Origin of the sequence: Mesorhizobium sp. M0174, assembly GCF_040322275.1 — a bacterium.
In the GTDB taxonomy this organism is placed as follows: domain Bacteria; phylum Pseudomonadota; class Alphaproteobacteria; order Rhizobiales; family Rhizobiaceae; genus Mesorhizobium.
On the sequence record NZ_JAMYTB010000004.1, the window covers coordinates 343,854 to 362,104 of the forward strand.

The window sequence follows — 18,251 nt, forward strand, 5'->3', positions numbered from 1 at the left end:
ACACGCATTAATGAAATCCCTGCGTCGGGATAGGACCGCAGACGAAATCCGCTGATTTCTCAACAAACTAGGCCTTAACTTTTTTGAAATGGAAATTAACCCTTGGCTATTGGTATTTTATTGGTATTATCCGCCCCGAGGAGAAATCGCGTGAAATTCGTGCTCGGCATCGATGGCGGCGGCACCAGCTGCAGGGCGGCCCTTGCAACGGCCGACGGCAGCGTCCTCGGCCGCGCCAAAAGCGGCGCCGCCAACATCCGCACCGATCTCACCGGCGCCAGGACGAACATCGTCGACGCGGCGCAGCAGGCCTTTGTCGCCGCGGGCAGGGATCCCGCACTGATCCCGCAAACGCCGGCCGTTCTCGGCCTGGCCGGCGCCAATGTCGGCACCTATAGGCAGCAGCTCGAAGCGATCCTGCCGTTCCGCATCAGCCGTGTCGAGACCGACGCCGAAATCGCGCTGGAAGGTGCGGTCGGCTCCGGCGACGGCGCCATGGCCATCCTCGGCACCGGCACCGCCTATATGGCGCGCAGACAAGGCAAGTCGCGCGCCATCGGCGGCTGGGGATTCCAGGTCGGCGACCAGGGCAGCGGCGCCCGCATCGGCCGCGACCTGCTCGAACAGACGCTGCTCGCCTATGACGGCATCCGCGAAGGCTCGCCGCTGACGCAGGCCATGCTCGCCATCTTCCGCAACAATCCCGAGGATGTGGTCGAATTCACCACCAACGCCAAGCCCGGCGATTTCGGCGGCTTCGCGCCCAAGGTGTTCGAACACGCCGAAAAAGGCGACGTCGTCGCTATCTGGATCCTCGACAAGGCGGTCGCCGATGTCGAGGCAGCGCTTGGCGTACTCGACCTGGGCGGCGACGATCCGCTCTGCCTGCTCGGCGGGCTGGCGCCGCTTTACACGCCGCGCCTGTCGGCCCGTTACCGGGCGCTGCTGAAACCGCCGCTCGACGACGCGCTGGGCGGCGCCGTGCAGATGGCGGTTCGGATTTTCGCAAACACGGCGGAGACAGCGCGATGAGCGAGGCCGCCGACCAGATATTCACGGCGCTGAAACAATCGTCGCAGAGCGGCGCGCCGCTCTATCTACAGCTGAGGAAGAGCATCGAGGACGCGGTCAAACGCGGGCTGATCGGACCGGGCGATGCGCTGCCTTCCGAGCGCGACATCGCCAGCAAGGCCGACATTTCGCGCGTCACCGTGCGCAAAGCGGTGCAGGACCTGGTCAAGGGCGGCATCCTCGTCCAGCGCCATGGTTCCGGCACCTTCGTTGCGCCGCGCATGGAGCGCGTCGAGCAGTCGCTGTCGATGCTGACCTCGTTTACCGAAGACATGGCGCGGCGCGGCATGGCTGTGCGTTCAGCGTGGCTCGACCGCGGCCTCTATCCGCCGTCGCCCGACGAGATGATGGTGCTCGGCCTGGCATCGAACGAATTGGTGGCGCGCGTGGCGCGCCTGCGCATTGCCAACGACACGCCGCTGGCGATCGAGCGCGCCTCGCTATCAACAAGCGTGCTGCCCGATCCGGCGGCGATCGGTTCGTCGCTCTACGCGGCGCTGGAAAAGACCGGCAACAGACCGGTGCGGGCCGTGCAGCGCATTTCCGCCACCAATCTCGGCGATGGCGATGCGCATCTGCTCGAAGTGCCGCCAGGCATTGCCGGCCTGCATATCGAGCGTATCTCCTATCTGGCGAGCGGCAAGGTGATCGAGTTCACCCGCTCCATCTACAGAGGCGACGCCTATGATTTTGTCGCCGAACTCCGGCTAAGCGGGCCGGGCGAAGAGGGCCGGTCATGAGCGCAACAATTACCCATATGCGGCGCGAGATCGACGAGATCCCGGAGGCCACCGCGCGCCTGCTCGACGGCTCGGCCGCGGTGCTGATCGAGGCCGGACGCGGCATTCGCGAGCGCGACCCGAATTTCGTCGTCACCGTGGCGCGCGGTTCGTCCGACCATGCCGCGACCTTCATGAAATATGCCGTGGAGCTGACCGCCGGGCTGGCGGTTGCATCGGTCGGCCCGTCGATCGCCTCGATCTATGGCGCCAAGCTGAAGCTGGGCGGCTCGGCCTGCCTGGCGATCTCGCAGTCGGGCAAGAGCCCGGACATCGTGGCAATGGCGCAGGCGGCGCGGGCCGGCGGGTCGCTGACCGTCGCCATCACCAACACTGCCGATTCGCCGCTCGCGCGAGCCTCGGATTACGCCATCGACATCCTGGCCGGACCGGAGCGCAGCGTTGCGGCGACGAAGACCTTCGTCAATTCGGCCGTCGCAGGGCTCGCCTTGATGGCGCATTGCACCGGCGACGACAAACTTCTGGCAGCACTCGCCCGCCTGCCGGAGCATTTTCGCAAGGCGATCGCGTGCGACTGGATGGCGCTGGCTGCGGCACTCGAGACGCCGAAATCGCTGTTCATCCTTGGCCGTGGCCCGTCGGCGGCGATCGCCAACGAGGCGGCGCTGAAATTCAAGGAAACCTGCGCCATGCACGCGGAAGCCTATAGTGCCGCCGAGGTCATGCACGGCCCGCTGGCGCTGGTCGGTCCCGGCTTCCCGGTGCTGGCTCTGGCTGCTCGCGATGCGTCCGAACCGTCGGTGGCCGAAGCCGCCGACAGCCTGGCCGGCAAGGGCGCCGCCGTCCTTGTGACGTCGAACAAGACAAAGAGCGCACAGCCGCTGCCGTATGTCGCCACCGGTCATCCGCTGACCGACCCGCTGACGCTGATCGTGTCGTTCTATGGTTTCGTCGAGGCTTTTGCCCGCCATCGCGGCCTCGACCCCGACACGCCGCCCAATCTGCGCAAGGTGACGGAAACGCTATGAGCGACCGTTTCGCCCTGACTGGCGCCCGGATTTTCGATGGCGACGACTGGCACGACAATGCGGCGCTTGTCGTGCGCGACGGCCTCGTCGAGGCCATCGTTGCCGCCGACGCGATTCCATCAAATGTTGCGCGTATCGAGACCGGCGGCGGCATGCTGGCGCCTGGCTTCGTCGATCTGCAGGTCAATGGCGGCGGCGGCGTCATGCTCAACGACCATCCGGACGTTGCCTCGATCGGGACCATCTGCCGGGCGCACGCACCCTTCGGCACGGCGGCGCTGTTGCCGACGCTGATCACCGACACATCCGAGATCACCGCCGCGGCGGTTGCGGCCGGAGCCGAGGCGGCACGGAGGAAGGTGCCAGGGTTCCTGGGCCTGCATCTTGAAGGGCCGCATCTTTCGATCGCCCGCAAGGGCGCGCATGACCCGGCCCTGATCCGGCCGATGCTAGGCCCCGACCAGGCGATGCTGATCGCCGCACGGAAAAACCTGCCCGTGCTGCTGACGACGGTGGCGCCCGAATCGGTCGAGTCCGGCCAGGTGTCGGCACTTAGCAAGGCCGGCATTGTCGTCAGCATCGGCCATTCCGATACCGGCTATGCCACGGCCCGCGCCTTTGCCGACGCCGGCGCAACGGTGGTCACCCATCTGTTCAACGCAATGAGCCAGATCGGCAATCGCGAGCCAGGGCTGGCTGGCGCGGCAATCGATACCGGCACATTCTATGCCGGCATCATCGCCGATGGTATCCATGTCGATCCGGCCACCATGGCGATCGCCTTGCGCGCCAAGCAGGGGCCGGGCAGGATCCTGCTCGTTACCGATGCCATGGCGACGATCGGCACCGACATGACCTCGTTCACGCTGAACGGCCGCACCATCCACCGCAAGGATGGCAGGCTGACACTTGCCGACGGCACGCTGGCGGGCGCGGATCTCGACATGATTTCCGCGGTGCGCTTCATGCACCGCGTCGTCGGTCTCGACCTCGACGAAGCCTTGCGCATGGCCTCGCTCTATCCGGCGCAAGCGATCGGCCAGTCGCACCGGCTCGGGCGTTTCGCCAAAGGCACCGCCGCCAACATCGTTTCGCTGTCGGACGATGTGGACATTAAAAGCGTCTGGATCGACGGCGCCAAAGTTTTTGCAGCTAACGCTATCCCTCCGGCTTAGCCGGTTTTGGACGTATAGAGGTCCTTGTAGGTTTCGAGCAGCAGGTTCTTCTGCACCTTGCCCATCGTGTTGCGCGGCAGTTCGTCGACGAAGACCACCCGTTGCGGATGCTTGTACCTGGCGAGGCGCCCGGCGATGGCCTCGATGATCCCCGCGGCGCTGATGGTCGAGCCCGGCGCCCGCACCACGACCGCAGTGACGCCTTCGCCGAAATCCGGATGGGCAACGCCGATGACAGCGCTTTCGGTGACGCCGGGCAGCGCGTCGATCTTGCTCTCGACTTCCTTCGGATAGATATTGTAGCCACCCGAAATGATCAGGTCCTTGCCGCGACCGACGATGTGGACATAGCCGTCGGCATCGATCAGCCCGAGATCGCCGGTGATGAAGAAACCATCGTCACGGAATTCGGCCCTGGTTTTTTCCGGCATGCGCCAGTAGCCGCAAAAGACATTGGGACCCCTCACCTCGATCATGCCGACCTCGCCCTTGGCAAGTGTTTCGCCGCTCTCGAGATCGGTGATGCGCAGGGAGACGCCGGGCAACGGGAAGCCAACCGTGCCGGCTCGCCGCTCGCCCTCATACGGGTTCGACGTGTTCATGTTGGTCTCGGTCATGCCGTAGCGCTCGAGGATGGCGTGGCCGGTGCGCTCTCGCCAGGCTCTGTGCGTCTCGGCCAAAAGCGGCGCCGATCCGGAAATGAACAAGCGGATGTTTTTCGCCGCTTGCCGGTTCAAACCGTCCTGCTGCAGCAGGCGGACGTAGAAGGTCGGCACGCCCATCAGGACGGTGGCGCGCGGCAGCAGCGAGACGATGCGGGCCGGGTCAAATTTGGTTTCGAACAGCATCGAGGCGCCGGCCATCAGGACGACGTTGGTGGCGACGAAAAGGCCATGCGTGTGGAAAACCGGCAGCGCGTGAACCAGCACGTCTGCGGCGGTGAAGCGCCAGAGGTCGACCAGCACCCGCGCATTCGAGGCGAGGTTTTCGTTGCTGAGCATGGCGCCTTTCGAACGGCCGGTGGTGCCGGACGTGTAGAGGATAGCAGCAAGGTCGTCCGGCCCGCGCGCCACATCGTGGAAGTCCACGGCCGCCTCAGAGGCGCGATCGGTCAACGAACCCTCGCCCTTGCTGCCGAGTGTCACGACCGCAGCGCCCGAGGCCTGCGCCAAGGCGCCGATTTCGCTCACTCGCGCCGGGTCGCAGACAACCAGGCGTGGCTCAGCATCCCTGAAGAAATAGTCGAGCTCGGTCAGCGTATAGGCGGTGTTGAGCGGCAGGAAGATCGCGCCGGCACGCAGGCAGGCGAGGTAAAGGAAAATGGACTCGGGGCTCTTCTCGACCTGAACGGCGACGCGGTCGCCGGCTTCGACGCCCAGCCGCGACAGCGCATGCGCCAGTTGTGCGGAGCGCGCCAGCATATCGCCATAGCTGATCGAGCGCCCGTCCTCTGCCTCCATCAAAAGGCGTCCGGGCGCGGGCATCCGGGCACGGAAAGCATCAAACAGATGGTTGCTCATGTTTACCCCGAGCGGCTGTCTCCGGCCGGACGGCGGCGGCGGTCAGCCGGCCGCCTTGTCCGCCGCTATCCTGATTGCCTCGATGTTTGCCCGGTAGGCTTCGACGCTGCCGCCCTTGAAGATGGCCGCACCGGCGACCAGCACGCTGGCGCCGGCGGCGGTGACCAGGGGCGCAGTTTCAGGCGAGATGCCGCCGTCGATCTCGATCCTGATCGGCCTGCCGCCGATCAGCGCCTTCATCCGCTTCACCTTGTCGACGATCGCCGAAATGAAAGCCTGGCCGCCGAACCCCGGATTGACCGTCATGATCAGGATCAGATCAAGCCGGTCAAGCACGTATTCGATCATCGTCTCCGGTGTCGCGGGGTTGAGTGACACACCGGCCTTTTTGCCAAGGTTTTTGATCGTTTGCAGCGACCGGTCGAGATGTGGCCCGGCTTCGGCGTGCACCGTCATGCCGTCGCAGCCGGCCTCGGCGAAAGCGGCCAGATAGGGGTCGGCCGGGGCGATCATCAGATGGCAGTCGAAGAAGGCCTTGGTACGGTTGCGGATCGCTTTGATCACCGGTGGCCCAAACGTGATGTTCGGGACGAAATGCCCGTCCATGACGTCGAGATGGATCCAGTCGGCGCCTGCGGCCGTCACCGCCTCGACCTCGTCGCCGAGCTTCGAGAAATCGGACGCCAGCACCGATGGCGCGATCAGGGTTTTTTGAGCCATGTCCGCTTCCCGTTGTTGAGACCCCTTCGGCGTAATCATCTCGGCGCCGCTTGTCGACAGGAATCCGGCGTCCGCGCAGAAGGCGAGAAGCGGTGCGAGCGACTTCTCTTCTGGTGCAGACCTTTCCTCCAAGGCCTTTCCAGTGCACGGCCTTGGATTTCAGTTCGAATGGCGCCGCGGCCTGGCCGTCCGTGGCAGGAAGAGCTTGCGGTTGCCTTGTTTCACCTTCTGCAGATCGGGCTTCTTCAGCCCAGCGGCGAGCGCCAAGATCGACAATACGCTGGCAGCCTGGATGGCGCGGCGCAAACGGCCGCCACGAGAGCGCACGAACGAGCCGTGGTCGCAAGACATGGATCTCCCCCCACAGGTCATGGGAAGGCGATGGTCGCGCTGAGCTCCTGCTGTTCCCTGAGACCATGGAGCCTCTGAATCTGTGGTCATGGGGCTTTCCTTTCCGGGGCCGCACCGCGCGGCACCTGAGCGTCAGCCGCGGGGCGAGGCGAAAAGGTTCGTGGGCCGAGGGCCGGGCCGGCTGGATCACCGCCGGAAATACGGGCCTGCCGGTCCCGGATCCGATCAACCACGATGAATGGTGAACGCCTTGCGCAGAATGCTTGCGCGCCACGCAGCCTGTTCTTATATACGCGCCAAGCCGTCCAGCGCCGAATGCCGGTTGCCGGAGCGGAATTTCTTGTGAACAGGGGCTTTCGTCGGAACGCCTGTACGGGTCCTGAGAGCCTGCTTAGCGGAGAGATTAGAACAATGGCAAAAGTAATCGGTATCGATCTGGGAACAACCAACTCCTGTGTCGCCATCATGGATGGCAAGGAATCCAAGGTCATCGAGAATGCGGAAGGCGCCCGTACGACCCCTTCCATCGTCGCCATCAACAGCGACGGCGAGCGCCTCGTCGGCCAGCCGGCCAAGCGCCAGGCGGTCACCAATCCTGAAAACACCATTTTCGCGGTCAAGCGCCTGATCGGCCGCCGCTACGACGATCCGGTGACGGAGAAGGACAAGAAGCTTGTCCCCTACAAGATCGTCAAGGGCGACAATGGCGATGCCTGGGTCGAGGCCGGCGGCAAGAAGCAGTCGCCCAGCCAGATCTCGGCGATGATCCTGCAGAAGATGAAGGAAACGGCGGAGGCCTATCTCGGCGAGAAGGTCGAGAAGGCGGTCATCACCGTTCCGGCCTATTTCAACGACGCCCAGCGCCAGGCGACCAAGGATGCCGGCAAGATCGCCGGCCTCGAAGTGCTGCGCATCATCAACGAGCCGACGGCGGCCGCACTTGCCTATGGACTGGACAAGAAGGAAGGCAAGACGATTGCCGTCTATGACCTTGGCGGCGGCACGTTCGACATTTCGGTGCTCGAAATCGGCGACGGCGTGTTCGAGGTGAAGTCGACCAATGGCGACACCTTCCTCGGCGGCGAGGATTTCGACATGCGCCTGGTCGAATATCTGGCGGCCGAGTTCAAGAAGGAACAGGGCATCGACCTGCGGAACGACAAGCTCGCCCTGCAGCGCCTCAAGGAAGCGGCTGAAAAGGCCAAGATCGAGCTGTCCTCCACCACGCAGACCGAAATCAACCTGCCCTTCATCACCGCCGATGCCACCGGCCCCAAGCACCTGACGCTGAAGCTGACGCGGGCGAAGTTCGAGAGCCTGGTCGAGGATCTCGTCCAGCGCACGATCGATCCCTGCAAGGCGGCGCTCAAGGATGCCGGCCTGAAGGCCGGCGAAATCGACGAAGTCGTCCTGGTCGGCGGCATGACCCGCATGCCCAAGATCCAGGAGATCGTGAAGCAGTTCTTCGGCAAGGAGCCGCACAAGGGCGTCAACCCGGATGAAGTTGTTGCATTGGGCGCCGCCATCCAGGCCGGCGTGCTGCAGGGCGACGTCAAGGACGTGCTGTTGCTCGACGTGACGCCGCTGTCGCTCGGCATCGAGACGCTGGGCGGCGTGTTTACGCGGCTGATCGAACGCAACACGACGATCCCGACGAAGAAGAGCCAGGTGTTTTCCACGGCCGAGGATTCGCAGTCGGCGGTGACCATCCGCGTCTTCCAGGGCGAGCGTGAAATGGCCGCCGACAACAAGGCGCTCGGCCAGTTCGATCTGGTCGGCATCCCGCCTGCGCCGCGCGGTGTGCCGCAGATCGAGGTCACCTTCGACATCGACGCCAACGGCATCGTCAACGTCTCGGCCAAGGACAAGGGCACCGGCAAGGAGCACCAGATCCGCATCCAGGCGTCTGGCGGCCTTTCGGACGCCGACATCGAGAAGATGGTCAAGGACGCCGAGGCTAATGCCGAAGCGGACAAGAAGCGGCGCGCGCTGGTCGAGGCCCGCAACCAGGCCGAGGCGCTGGTGCATTCCTCGGAGAAGTCGCTGAAGGAATATGGCGAGAAGGTTTCCGAGGCCGACCGCACGGCGATTGCCGATGCGATCGCGGCATTGAAGACCGCTGCCGAAGGCGACGATGTGACCGAGATCGAGGCCAAGACGCAGACGCTCGCCGAAGTCTCGATGAAACTCGGCCAGGCCATGTACGAGGCTTCGCAGAAGGAAGCCGCCGAGGCCGACGCCAAGGCTGACGCCGCCAAGGACAGCGACGTCGTCGATGCCGATTTCGAGGAAATCGACGAGGACGACGAGAAGAAGAAGTCGGCCTGAACCGCCTGACGGTAAAGGTAAGCAAAAAGCCCGGCGCGCAGCCGGGCTTTTTTGCAACCCTTTGCCAGAAAAACGCGGAGCTCCCCGAAAAAATGCGGACAAAGCCTCGTAGACACTGGCATCGCGGCTCCATCACACCTAAATCGGAACAGCGTGCCGGCAAACGACGCAACGATGCTTCAAGACGTTGACTATCCGGACTGCGGGAAAACATGAAAGCTGATTTTTACGAAACGCTGGGCGTGCAAAAGGGCGCCGACGAGAAGGAGCTCAAGAGCGCTTTCCGCAAGTTGGCCATGCAGTTCCATCCCGACCGCAACCCAGGCGACCATGCCTGCGAGCACAAGTTCAAGGAAATCAACGAAGCCTACGAAACGCTGAAGGACCCGCAAAAGCGTGCCGCCTATGATCGCTTCGGCCACGCGGCCTTCGAGCACGGCGGCATGAATGGCGGGGCGCAGGGCTTTGGCGCCGGCGGCTTCGCCGACATTTTCGAAGACATTTTCGGCGACATGATGGGCGGGCGCCAGCGCCGCTCGTCCGGCGGCCGCGAGCGCGGCGCCGACCTGCGCTACAATATGGAAATCACGCTGGAGGAGGCATTTTCCGGCAAGACCGCGCAGATTCGCGTGCCGGCCTCGATCTCGTGCTCGGAATGCTCCGGCAGCGGCGCCAAGCCCGGCACCCAGCCCGTCACCTGCTCGATGTGCAACGGCCACGGCAAGGTGCGCGCCACGCAAGGCTTCTTCTCGATCGAGCGCACCTGCCCGCAATGCCAGGGGCGCGGCCAGACCATCAAGGATCCGTGCCCGAAATGCGCCGGCCAGGGCCGTGTCACCGAGGAGCGCTCGCTGTCGGTAAACATCCCTGCCGGCATCGAGGACGGCACCCGCATCCGGCTGGCCAATGAGGGCGAGGCCGGCCTACGCGGCGGCCCGTCCGGCGATCTCTACATATTCCTCGCGGTCAAGCCGCACGAATTCTTCCAGCGCGACGGCGCCGATCTTTATTGCAAGGTGCCGATCTCGATGACAACGGCAGCGCTTGGCGGCTCGTTCGAGGTGACGACACTGGACGGTACCCAGACGAAGGTGAAGGTGCCGGAAGGCACCCAGAACGGTCGCCAGTTCCGCCTCAAGGGCAAGGGCATGCCGGTGCTGCGCCAGCCCAATATTGGCGACCTCTACATCCAGACCGTGGTTGAGACGCCGCAGAACCTTTCGCGCCGCCAGCGCGAATTGCTGGAAGAATTCGAGCAGCTTTCCTCAAAGGACAATTCGCCTCAGTCGAGCGGATTTTTCGCCCGCATGAAGGACTTTTTCGAAACGTTCGGCGAGCACCGAAGCTGATCCCTGGAAAACGCTTCCCGAGCGTCATCAACACCTTATCCGGGGATTCGCCTTGTCTTGCACCTCGTAGCTGTTAAGTAGCATGCGAGGGAGCGTTGAGGAGGACTTTCGATGACGCGTAGTCCCGGACTGCGAAAGACGCTGGCGGAAAAGTTCGACGACGAGTTGAAGTTCTTCAAGGGCTGGATCGACAAGCCGAAGGCGGTCGGTTCGATCGTCCCGACCAGTTCCGTCACCGCGCGCAAGATGGCCTCGATCGTCGATCCGAAATCCGGCCTGCCGGTGCTCGAGGTCGGGCCCGGCACAGGCGTCATCACACGCGCCATTCTCGCGCAGGGCATAAAGCCTGAGAATCTCTACGCAGTCGAATATGCCACTGATTTCGTGCGCCATCTGCGTCAGCTTTATCCAGGCGTCAACGTCATCGAGGGCGACGCCTTCAATCTCGACGCGACGCTTGGCGACAGGTGCGACCTGATCTTCGATTCTGTGATATCGGGCGTGCCTCTGCTCAATTTCCCGGTCGCCCAGCGCATCGCCTATGTCGAGAGCCTGCTCGACCGCATCCCGGCGGGCCGGCCGATCGTGCAACTGACTTACGGGCCGCTGTCGCCGATCCCGCCCGGCCGCGGCGACTATACGGTCGAGCATTTCCATTTCGTCATCCGCAACATTCCGCCGACGCAGCTTTGGATCTATCGGCGCGGCTGAACACATGTCGGAGTTCCGGATGCCGGTCATTGCGGCTGGTTGGCCAATCGGTCCAGGAATGCCGTCAGCCTTTCGAACGCCTGTTCTCCCGCCTTGCCGTCGAGATCGAACTGATATTCATGCGGCAGGGCCGGACTGTAGTCGTCCGGAAAGAACAGCGTGTAGACCGCGACGCCTTGCGCCGTGATCGCGCGCGCGATCTGACGCGACTGCGGCGCCAGCGGATCGGCATTGCCGACCGAGACGAATGCCGGCGGAAATTGCGGCGTCAGGTGTCTGTCGACTGAAAATTCGGCAATGCGCGGGTCATCGTCCAGCCGCTTCACGCCGAGATACGACCACATAACGGTCCTGTTGAAGCCGGCGAAAGGCCCTTCGGGCGAGATCATCGCGGGATCGTAAATGCCGCAGAACAGTGCAACGCCTTTCAGTTGCGCGCGCTCTATGCCCGGACCAACGTCCATCATGGCGGCATAGGTGGGATTGCTGATTGTGGCAGCCAGTTGAGCGACGATCTGCGAGCCGGCGGAGTCGCCGGCAAGAAAAAGCCTGTTGCGATCGATGTGGTAGCGGCCGGCATTACCGGAAAGAAAGGCAAGCGCCTTGTTGGCCTGGAGGACTGGCGTCGGATAGCGGGCGCCGGGGGCGACGGAATAGCCGACCGAGACAGTGACGTAGCCCCGACCGGCCAGTATTTTCATATATGCCGAGATGTCGGCCTTGTTTCCGGCAACGAAGCCGCCGCCATGCACCCAGACCACCGTAGGCAACGCCTTTGCCTGAGCGTCCACGGGAAAGAAGACGTCAAGGGTCTCGTCGGGGTCCTCGCCATAGCGCTCGTCGCGCAGTTCGCCGACATTGGCGGGCACGTGCTTTTCAAGCGCGCGGTTCTTTGCCACTGCATCCTTGTGAAAAGCGTAACGGATCAGAAGGACCGAAGGCCACGGGCTGAGGACGAAAGCGGCGTAGCCGGCGGCAGCAGCCACCGCGAGAGCGACAAGACCATAGCCTACCCATTCCAATCCCACGAGGTCCGCCCTATCCGCTGGCGCCGGTCGCCAAAACGGCCAGCTCTAAATGCGTGCCGCAATCTCGGCTATTGATTCGTCCCACGCATCGCCTATAGCTGCCGCCACAGCAAGGGATTGCGATGCCGATCATCCCGAAAATTCTCGTCGTCGCTGGTTCGGTGCGCAGCGGCGCCTATAGCGGCAGGACTGCCGACGTGGCGCAGAAGGAACTTGCCATGCAGGGCGCGGAGGTGACCCGCATCTCGCTCGCCGACTATCCGTTGCCAATCCTCGACCAGGATCTGGAAAAGGACGAAGGCATTCCCGAAAACGCCGTCAGGCTCGGCCGGATGATCGCCGCCCATGACGGCCTGCTGATCGCGACGCCCGAATATAACGGCTCCATTCCGCCGCTGCTCAAGAACACCATCGACTGGGTGAGCCAACTGCGCAAGGATGGGGGCCGGACGTTCAGGCCGCTTGCCGGCAAGGTCGCCGGCCTCTGCTCGTCTTCCAGCGGACCCTTTGCAGGGATACGTTGCATCAACCATCTGCGCGCCGTGCTGGTGCGCTGCCGGATGGAGGTGGTGACACCGGAGTGTTCGGTGCCGGAGGGCGGTAGCGCCTTCGACGACGAAGGCAACTTCCGGGACGAAAGACTACGCCAATCGATGGAGCACCTATGCCGAACGCTGATCGAAACCTCGCGCATGCTGTCGACGCGGATCGAGGCATGATCCCGGACGCCGCGCGTGCCGACACAATTCAGGAAAGGCTGATCGTCGGCCTCGACCTGCCGACGCTGAGGGAAGCCGAGAAGGCGGTGCGCGAGCTCGACGGGATCGTCTCCTTCTACAAGATCGGCTACCAGCTCGCCTTTGCCGGCGGGCTCGACTTCGCCCGCGAGCTGGCCAGCGGCGGCACCAGGATCTTTCTCGACATGAAGCTGCTCGACATCGATAACACCGTTGCCAAGGGGGTCGACAACATCGTCAGGATGGGCATGAGCATGCTGACCATCCACGCCTATCCGAAGACGATGAAGGCGGCGGTCGAGGCTGCCAGGGGCAGCGACCTTTGCCTGCTCGGGGTTACCGTGCTGACCTCGATGGACGAGCAAGACGTGATCGACGCCGGCTATGAATATGACCCGCATACGCTGGTGCTGAGGCGCTCCGAGCAGGCGCTGCATGCCGGCATGGGCGGCATTGTCTGTTCGGCCGAGGAAGCGGAGGCGGTACGCCGCATCGTCGGCCCCGATCTGGCGGTAGTGACGCCGGGAATCCGACCGAAGGGCAGCGACCATGGCGACCAGAAACGCGTGGTGACGCCGGCGCAGGCGATCCGCAACGGCTCCAGCCATCTCGTCGTTGGCCGGCCGATCGTCGGCGCCACCGACAGGCGGGCGGCGGCGGAAGCCATTCTCGATGAAATGCGCTCGGCCTGACGCCAGGAATTAACCCGGAGAAATACCATGCCCAAGGGATACTGGATCGCTCGCGTCGATGTGCGCGATGCGGAAGGCTACAAAGACTATGTCGCAGCCGCCAAGCTGGCCTTCGACCGCTTCGGCGCCAAGTTCCTGGCGCGCGGCGGCGCGCATGAGAAGGCAGAGGGACCGGGCCGCGACCGCAACGTGATCATCGAATTTCCGTCGCTTGCGGTGGCGCATGACTGCTACCACTCGCCCGAATACCAGCGCGCCGTCGCGATCCGCCAGAAGGTGGCCGATGGCGAAATCGTGTTGGTCGAGGGGATTTAGGCGCGAAGCCGGTTCGCCGCTGCCTCCGCCATCGCATCGGCGAGGCTCAGGCCCCATTGCTTGCGACAGTAATCGCGAAAATCGAAGCAAGGCATGCCCGGGCAGACCTCGAACTCGATGAGATGCACGCTGTCGTCGGCTTCGACCCGGAAGTCGATGGAAAAGACGTCGCGCAGGCCAAGCCCGACCATCAGGCTTTCGGCGATGCGACGGATTCTTGCATCGGCTCGAGGCTGGCTGGCGTCAACGGGAAGCAGCAACGGCTCAGCGTAATTTCCTGTGGCTTTGGCCGCTTCGCCGGTATTGCCGTAAAGCGCCAGGCTGTCCTGCATGGTTTGGAAATCGCCGCCCGAATCGACAAAGGCGACGCCGAGCGCCTCAATGCCGGTATCCGGCTTCAGGCCGAGAAAGCTGGCCCGCACATTGCGTCCGGCGACATAGGGCTGGACGACGACATCGTCGCTATAGGCGGCGAATACCCGCCGGCTAAGCTTCAGCGCATGGCCGAGATCGTGACAGCGCGAATCCGGCCAGATGCCGATCTTGGCGCCGAGCCGGTTCGGCTTGACGAACCAGCCGGCGGGCGAGGCCGGTGGCGCGACCAGCCACGCGCCGTCACGGGCAAGGCCCGCCTGCGGCACCGGCAGGCCAAGCGCGCCGAGCACGGCGCCGGACCGGAACTTGTCTTGGCAGAGCGCGAACAACGCATCGTCGGCGCCGATCGCGTCGAAGCCATTCAGCCGTGCCAGAGCCGGTGCCGCGCCCCCGCGGAAATAGGCAATGCCATCGGTCAACGTCCAGACAAGCGAGGTCTTCGGAACTTCGCCGGCGAGAACGCTTGCGGCGTCGTCGAGCGCCACCGGCGCAAACGACAAGCCGCGCGTTTGGCAAGCGGCGGCAAGTGCGTCGAATTCAGCAGCGATGTCGGTCGATTGCGCTAGGTAGGAGGCGATTTCGGCGGCACGCTCCGGCACGTGGTTATCGGCGACCAGCCGATCGAAGCAGGCCTGTTCCGGCTCGTAGACAAGGATCAGCTTCGGCTTGCGGCTTGACATGGGTGGAACGGCTCCTGGCAGCACGATTGCCTACCATCGCACGGCGAACGTATTCGGCTTGCGCGCAACCGACGTCAGCCGGACGCCTGCACGACAGCAACTGTCCTCAGGCGATCAGCACGCGCGGCTCGAAGCGACCATTGACCGGAATGTCGAGCATAAACGTCATGCCGGCTTGCGGGTCGAGCAGGCGCTGCTTCTCGCTCTTGCCCGACCAGGCGGAGGTGACCGCGATCCGGTCGGCATTCCTGCCGAGGAAAGCCGGACAGGACGGCTGCGTCGTCGGCATCGCCACCGAACGGACAAGCTTGCCGTCGGGTCCATAGGCTTCGACGACGCTGCCGCCCCAGCAAGCGTTCCACAATATCCCGTCGCGGTCGAGCACCGAACCATCGATATAGCCCTTGGCCGAACGGTGATCGACGAAGACCTTCGGTTCGCCAACCGGGAGGCCGGTCGCCGGATCGCAGCCGACGCGCATCAACAGGCCGGTGCTGGTATCGGTGTAGTAGGCGATCGACCCATCCTCGGAAAAGCAGATAGAATTGGGCACCGTGATATCCGCATAGAGCCGGCGCAGCTCGCCCTTGAAGAACCAGTAGATCGAACCGGCGGCCTTCTCCTCGCCCTTGCCCATTGTGCCGACCCAGAGGGCGCCGCAAGGATGAACGCGCGAATCGTTCGAGCGGGTGACCGTATTATCGGCCTCGATCGGGGTGTGCAGCGTCAGCTTGCCGGTCGCGACGTCGCGGACATGCAGGCCGGTCTCGGTGGCGATCAGCTGACGCTGGTCGTCGATGACGGCAATGGCACTGGCCATCTGGCGGAGCTCGTGGATCTTGACCGCACCGCCGGACAAACGCTTTTCCAGGAGCTGGCCGTTGACGATGTCGAACCAGTAGAGCGTGTCGGTCGCAGGGTCATAGCTTGGTCCCTCGCCCAATTGGCAGACATGGTCGGAAAAAACCGAAACGATTGTCTCGCTCATCATGCCACTCCAAACGCCGCGTCCCAGGCCTGAACTGCGGCTTTCGCCCGTGCTGCCACTTCGTCGACGCTCATGCCCGGCTTGAACAGGCTGGAGCCAAGACCGAAGACGCTGACGCCGGCTGCCTTATAGCCGGCAAAATCCTTGTCTGAAACGCCGCCGACGGCGCCGACCAGCACATTGGCCGGCAGCACCGCGCGCATCGCCGAAATGCCTGCCGCGCCAAGCACGCTCGCCGGGAAGAATTTCAGTGCCGAAGCACCGAGCCGGATGGCCTGGAATGCCTCGGTCGGCGTGAACACGCCGGGCATTGTCACCATACCGTACTGCATGGCACGGCCCATGACCTCGGCATCGATATTGGGGCTGACCAGCAGCCGCCCGCCGGCCTTGTGCAGACCGTCGACATCGGCGGCGGTGAGCACCGTGCCGGCGCCGACCAGAGCTGTTGGAGGAAGCGCTTCGACAATGCTGGCTAGGGAGGCAAAGGGCTCGGGCGAGTTGAGCGGCACCTCGATCGCTTCGATGCCGGCGCCGAAGATCGCCTGGCCGATCGCCACCGCCTCGCTTGGCTTCAGGCCGCGCAGGATCGCGACCAGACCCCGCTCGAGCTTTGGAAAAGGTGCGGTTTCGGTCATGCGGCAACTCCATTTTTGGCGATCATGCCATTCTCGCGCGCGGCTTCGGCAAGGCCGGCACGCACCGCCTCGTCGGCGTCGACGGCCCTGAAAGCGAGCCCGGCAAGGCCGAGCGCCTCGGCATAGAGCGTGCCGAGTGCGCCCGACGCGATCAGCACGACGGGCACAGCGCTTGCTTCATAACGGCGATTTGCCGAAGCGATCTCGCCGCCGATCAGCAGGCCGGACAGGCAGGCGGCGGCATCTTCGGGCTTCAGGTCCTGCAACAGGCTAGCAGCGCGGATCGAGAACAAACTTGAAACGACGTCACCGCCTTCGGCCAACGCCTTCAGGCACCAGTCCCGAAAAAACGGACTTTCGGCGGCAACCGGCTGCGGCGGCTCGCCCAGCGAATGGCGCAGGATCGAGTGCGCGGCCAGCACCGAAAACAGCTCGCCGGTCGGCCAGGTGCCGAACCCGGCAACAGAGCCGTCCTCGACCAGCACCCATTTCGAATGGGTGCCGGGCATGCAGACGAGGTGACGTCCCTTTGCCGGCAAACCGGCTCCGGCAAGCTGCGTTTCCTCACCGCGCATGACGTCAGGTGCATCGGCGAGGCGCTGGGCAAGGCCGGGCACAATGCGGATATCGCGGCGCTGGCCGGGAATGCGGGCAGCTTCGGCCAGGATAGCGCCGATTGGCGTGGGAACGCTGACATAGGGCGCCTCCAGCCAGCCCTGGCGCGAGCCGGCCATGCCGCAAATGATGACCGGCAGGTTTTCGGGTGCGCCCATGGCGGCCAGATGCCCTTCGAGAATGGACGAAAACCCTTTAGCCTGAGCGGTGATCAGTCCGTCATCGCCGCGCCGCTCGGCGAGAACGTCGCCGGTGCCGTCGAGCAGCCATACCCTCATGCGGGTGGTGCCCCAGTCGACGGCTGCGACGGAAGCTGCCTTGCTCGGTGAGATCACAGGAACCCCCCGTCGACGATCAGCATCTGCGCGGTCAGCATGCGTGAAGCATCCGGCGCCAGGAACAGCACGGTGCCGACAATGTCTTCCGGCTGCATCACACGCTTGATGCACTGCTTGGCGACGTGAGCGGCGAGCGCCTGTTCGGTGACCCAGAGCTTTCTCTGCCGCTCGGTGATTACCCAGCCGGGCGCGATCGCGTTGACGCGAATGCCGTCGGCACCGAGCTTGCCGGCGAGACCCTTGGTAAGGCCGACGATGCCGGCCTTGGCGGCGGTATAGGCCGGCATATCGGGATGGTTGATGAGAAACGAGGTCGAGGTGAAATTGATTATCGAGCCGCCACCGGCCCGCTTCATGCCCGGCGCCACCGCCTGTGCGCTGAAGAAATGCGGGCGCAGGTTGATGGCATGGTTGTTGTCCCAGAACTCGACCGTGACGTCTTCGACGGCATGACGGTCATCCTGAGCGGCATTGTTGACCAGCACGGTCACGTCGCCATGCGCCTCGGCGGCTTTGGCGATTGATACCCGCAATGCCTCGATGTCGCGTATGTCGGTCTTGAGATAGAACGGCCGCCGGCCGAGTTCCTTGTCCAACCGATCGGCCAGCGCCAGGCTCGGACGGTCGGCGATATCGATAAAGGCGACCTTTGCCCCCTGGCGGACAAAACCTTCGGTCAAGGCAGCACCAATGCCGGAGCCGCCGCCGGTGATCAGCACCGAAGCGCCTTCGAGGTCGGCAAAGCGTGCCGATGGCATCATGAAATTCTCTCCCGGTCCAATGATCTCGGTCGGCCGGCGCGCATCCTATCCAGCCGTGTCGGGCGGGCAAGGGCGAAAGAGTGGATTGGCG

The 18,251-nt window shown here is 64.1% G+C and carries 19 protein-coding genes; 10 read left to right on the forward strand and 9 right to left on the reverse strand.

Annotated elements, in window-relative coordinates:
• Positions 1–150: 150 nt before the first annotated feature.
• From NKJ13_RS11180 to nagA, 4 genes are read left to right on the forward strand one after another with little or no spacing between them, the layout of a single operon-like run.
• Complete coding sequence (locus NKJ13_RS11180) at positions 151–1,032, forward strand: glucosamine kinase nucleotide-binding domain-containing protein (RefSeq protein ID WP_352507071.1); 882 nt, start codon at positions 151–153, stop codon at positions 1,030–1,032.
• The gene (locus tag NKJ13_RS11185) at positions 1,029–1,811 is read left to right on the forward strand and encodes a GntR family transcriptional regulator (RefSeq protein ID WP_254815733.1); all 783 of its coding nucleotides are present in this window, start codon (positions 1,029–1,031) and stop codon (positions 1,809–1,811) included. Before NKJ13_RS11180 ends, NKJ13_RS11185 begins: the two co-directional genes overlap by 4 nt.
• The gene (locus NKJ13_RS11190) at positions 1,808–2,839 is read left to right on the forward strand and encodes an SIS domain-containing protein (RefSeq protein WP_352777731.1); all 1,032 of its coding nucleotides are present in this window, start codon (positions 1,808–1,810) and stop codon (positions 2,837–2,839) included. The genes NKJ13_RS11185 and NKJ13_RS11190 overlap by 4 nt, the downstream gene beginning before the upstream one ends.
• The gene (gene nagA, locus NKJ13_RS11195; protein ID WP_352777733.1) at positions 2,836–4,014 is read left to right on the forward strand and encodes an N-acetylglucosamine-6-phosphate deacetylase; all 1,179 of its coding nucleotides are present in this window, start codon (positions 2,836–2,838) and stop codon (positions 4,012–4,014) included. The genes NKJ13_RS11190 and nagA overlap by 4 nt, the downstream gene beginning before the upstream one ends.
• Here nagA and NKJ13_RS11200 read toward each other — a convergent pair.
• The 3 genes from NKJ13_RS11200 to NKJ13_RS11210 all read right to left on the reverse strand — a co-directional run bounded on the left by NKJ13_RS11200 (position 4,011) and on the right by NKJ13_RS11210 (position 6,605).
• Positions 4,011–5,534, reverse strand: a complete 1,524-nt coding sequence (locus tag NKJ13_RS11200) for a malonate--CoA ligase (protein ID WP_352777735.1) — start codon at positions 5,532–5,534, stop codon at positions 4,011–4,013. The two genes, nagA and NKJ13_RS11200, sit on opposite strands and share 4 nt — an antisense overlap.
• 42 nt (positions 5,535–5,576) lie before the next feature.
• Complete coding sequence (gene rpe / locus NKJ13_RS11205; RefSeq protein ID WP_352736918.1) at positions 5,577–6,254, reverse strand: ribulose-phosphate 3-epimerase; 678 nt, start codon at positions 6,252–6,254, stop codon at positions 5,577–5,579.
• A 159-nt stretch (positions 6,255–6,413) separates the two neighbouring features.
• Positions 6,414–6,605 carry a hypothetical protein gene (locus NKJ13_RS11210; RefSeq protein WP_352736919.1) on the reverse strand — a complete coding sequence of 64 codons (192 nt, stop codon included), beginning with the start codon at positions 6,603–6,605 and terminating at the stop codon, positions 6,414–6,416.
• Positions 6,606–7,016: 411 nt separating this feature from the next.
• Here NKJ13_RS11210 and dnaK point away from each other — a divergent pair, with 411 nt between their 5' ends.
• The 3 genes from dnaK to pmtA all read left to right on the forward strand — a co-directional run bounded on the left by dnaK (position 7,017) and on the right by pmtA (position 10,993).
• Positions 7,017–8,933 (forward strand): molecular chaperone DnaK, encoded by a 1,917-nt coding sequence (gene dnaK / locus NKJ13_RS11215; RefSeq protein WP_023679851.1) that lies wholly within the window; start codon positions 7,017–7,019, stop codon positions 8,931–8,933.
• 212 nt (positions 8,934–9,145) lie between these two features.
• Positions 9,146–10,282, forward strand: coding sequence for a molecular chaperone DnaJ (dnaJ, locus tag NKJ13_RS11220; RefSeq protein ID WP_254815727.1), 1,137 nt, complete (start codon positions 9,146–9,148; stop codon positions 10,280–10,282).
• 111 nt (positions 10,283–10,393) lie between these two features.
• The gene (gene pmtA / locus NKJ13_RS11225; RefSeq protein WP_352686209.1) at positions 10,394–10,993 is read left to right on the forward strand and encodes a phospholipid N-methyltransferase PmtA; all 600 of its coding nucleotides are present in this window, start codon (positions 10,394–10,396) and stop codon (positions 10,991–10,993) included.
• Between the two features lie 26 nt (positions 10,994–11,019).
• Here pmtA and NKJ13_RS11230 read toward each other — a convergent pair whose 3' ends face one another.
• The gene (locus NKJ13_RS11230) at positions 11,020–12,015 is read right to left on the reverse strand and encodes an alpha/beta hydrolase (protein ID WP_352777736.1); all 996 of its coding nucleotides are present in this window, start codon (positions 12,013–12,015) and stop codon (positions 11,020–11,022) included.
• Positions 12,016–12,143: 128 nt separating this feature from the next.
• Between NKJ13_RS11230 and NKJ13_RS11235 the strand changes: the two genes are divergently transcribed.
• From NKJ13_RS11235 to NKJ13_RS11245, 3 genes are read left to right on the forward strand one after another with little or no spacing between them, the layout of a single operon-like run.
• Positions 12,144–12,740, forward strand: a complete 597-nt coding sequence (locus tag NKJ13_RS11235) for an NADPH-dependent FMN reductase (RefSeq protein WP_352507080.1) — start codon at positions 12,144–12,146, stop codon at positions 12,738–12,740.
• Positions 12,737–13,450 carry an orotidine-5'-phosphate decarboxylase gene (pyrF, locus tag NKJ13_RS11240; RefSeq protein WP_254815723.1) on the forward strand — a complete coding sequence of 238 codons (714 nt, stop codon included), beginning with the start codon at positions 12,737–12,739 and terminating at the stop codon, positions 13,448–13,450. The genes NKJ13_RS11235 and pyrF overlap by 4 nt, the downstream gene beginning before the upstream one ends.
• Before the next feature lie 27 nt (positions 13,451–13,477).
• Positions 13,478–13,765, forward strand: coding sequence for a DUF1330 domain-containing protein (locus NKJ13_RS11245; RefSeq protein ID WP_254815722.1), 288 nt, complete (start codon positions 13,478–13,480; stop codon positions 13,763–13,765).
• Here the strand turns inward: NKJ13_RS11245 and NKJ13_RS11250 are convergent.
• The 5 genes from NKJ13_RS11250 to NKJ13_RS11270 form a co-directional block, all read right to left on the reverse strand.
• On the reverse strand, positions 13,762–14,820 hold the full coding sequence (locus tag NKJ13_RS11250) for a D-alanine--D-alanine ligase family protein (protein WP_352777739.1): 1,059 nt from the start codon (positions 14,818–14,820) through the stop codon (positions 13,762–13,764). The genes NKJ13_RS11245 and NKJ13_RS11250 overlap by 4 nt on opposite strands.
• 106 nt (positions 14,821–14,926) lie before the next feature.
• Positions 14,927–15,808 (reverse strand): SMP-30/gluconolactonase/LRE family protein, encoded by an 882-nt coding sequence (locus tag NKJ13_RS11255; RefSeq protein WP_352686199.1) that lies wholly within the window; start codon positions 15,806–15,808, stop codon positions 14,927–14,929.
• Complete coding sequence (locus NKJ13_RS11260; RefSeq protein WP_352507083.1) at positions 15,808–16,446, reverse strand: 2-dehydro-3-deoxy-6-phosphogalactonate aldolase; 639 nt, start codon at positions 16,444–16,446, stop codon at positions 15,808–15,810. Before NKJ13_RS11260 ends, NKJ13_RS11255 begins: the two co-directional genes overlap by 1 nt.
• Entirely contained in the window at positions 16,443–17,393 is a 951-nt protein-coding gene (locus tag NKJ13_RS11265; RefSeq protein WP_352507090.1) for a 2-dehydro-3-deoxygalactonokinase, read from the reverse strand. The genes NKJ13_RS11260 and NKJ13_RS11265 overlap by 4 nt, the downstream gene beginning before the upstream one ends.
• Entirely contained in the window at positions 17,393–18,160 is a 768-nt protein-coding gene (locus NKJ13_RS11270) for an SDR family NAD(P)-dependent oxidoreductase (RefSeq protein ID WP_352777742.1), read from the reverse strand. Before NKJ13_RS11270 ends, NKJ13_RS11265 begins: the two co-directional genes overlap by 1 nt.
• Between the last annotated feature and the right edge of the window lie 91 nt (positions 18,161–18,251).

Bases quoted from the DNA above. Each gene is read 5' to 3' on its own strand.
- NKJ13_RS11185 (WP_254815733.1), top strand. From the start codon at position 1,029: ATGAGCGAGGCCGCCGACCAGATATTCACGGCGCTGAAACAATCGTCG.
- NKJ13_RS11190 (WP_352777731.1), top strand. From the start codon at position 1,808: ATGAGCGCAACAATTACCCATATGCGGCGCGAGATCGACGAGATCCCG.
- nagA (WP_352777733.1), top strand. From the start codon at position 2,836: ATGAGCGACCGTTTCGCCCTGACTGGCGCCCGGATTTTCGATGGCGAC.
- NKJ13_RS11200 (WP_352777735.1), bottom strand. From the start codon at position 5,534: ATGAGCAACCATCTGTTTGATGCTTTCCGTGCCCGGATGCCCGCGCCC.
- rpe (WP_352736918.1), bottom strand. From the start codon at position 6,254: ATGGCTCAAAAAACCCTGATCGCGCCATCGGTGCTGGCGTCCGATTTC.
- NKJ13_RS11210 (WP_352736919.1), bottom strand. From the start codon at position 6,605: ATGTCTTGCGACCACGGCTCGTTCGTGCGCTCTCGTGGCGGCCGTTTG.
- dnaK (WP_023679851.1), top strand. From the start codon at position 7,017: ATGGCAAAAGTAATCGGTATCGATCTGGGAACAACCAACTCCTGTGTC.
- dnaJ (WP_254815727.1), top strand. From the start codon at position 9,146: ATGAAAGCTGATTTTTACGAAACGCTGGGCGTGCAAAAGGGCGCCGAC.
- pmtA (WP_352686209.1), top strand. From the start codon at position 10,394: ATGACGCGTAGTCCCGGACTGCGAAAGACGCTGGCGGAAAAGTTCGAC.
- NKJ13_RS11235 (WP_352507080.1), top strand. From the start codon at position 12,144: ATGCCGATCATCCCGAAAATTCTCGTCGTCGCTGGTTCGGTGCGCAGC.
- pyrF (WP_254815723.1), top strand. From the start codon at position 12,737: ATGATCCCGGACGCCGCGCGTGCCGACACAATTCAGGAAAGGCTGATC.
- NKJ13_RS11245 (WP_254815722.1), top strand. From the start codon at position 13,478: ATGCCCAAGGGATACTGGATCGCTCGCGTCGATGTGCGCGATGCGGAA.
- NKJ13_RS11250 (WP_352777739.1), bottom strand. From the start codon at position 14,820: ATGTCAAGCCGCAAGCCGAAGCTGATCCTTGTCTACGAGCCGGAACAG.
- NKJ13_RS11255 (WP_352686199.1), bottom strand. From the start codon at position 15,808: ATGAGCGAGACAATCGTTTCGGTTTTTTCCGACCATGTCTGCCAATTG.
- NKJ13_RS11260 (WP_352507083.1), bottom strand. From the start codon at position 16,446: ATGACCGAAACCGCACCTTTTCCAAAGCTCGAGCGGGGTCTGGTCGCG.
- NKJ13_RS11270 (WP_352777742.1), bottom strand. From the start codon at position 18,160: ATGATGCCATCGGCACGCTTTGCCGACCTCGAAGGCGCTTCGGTGCTG.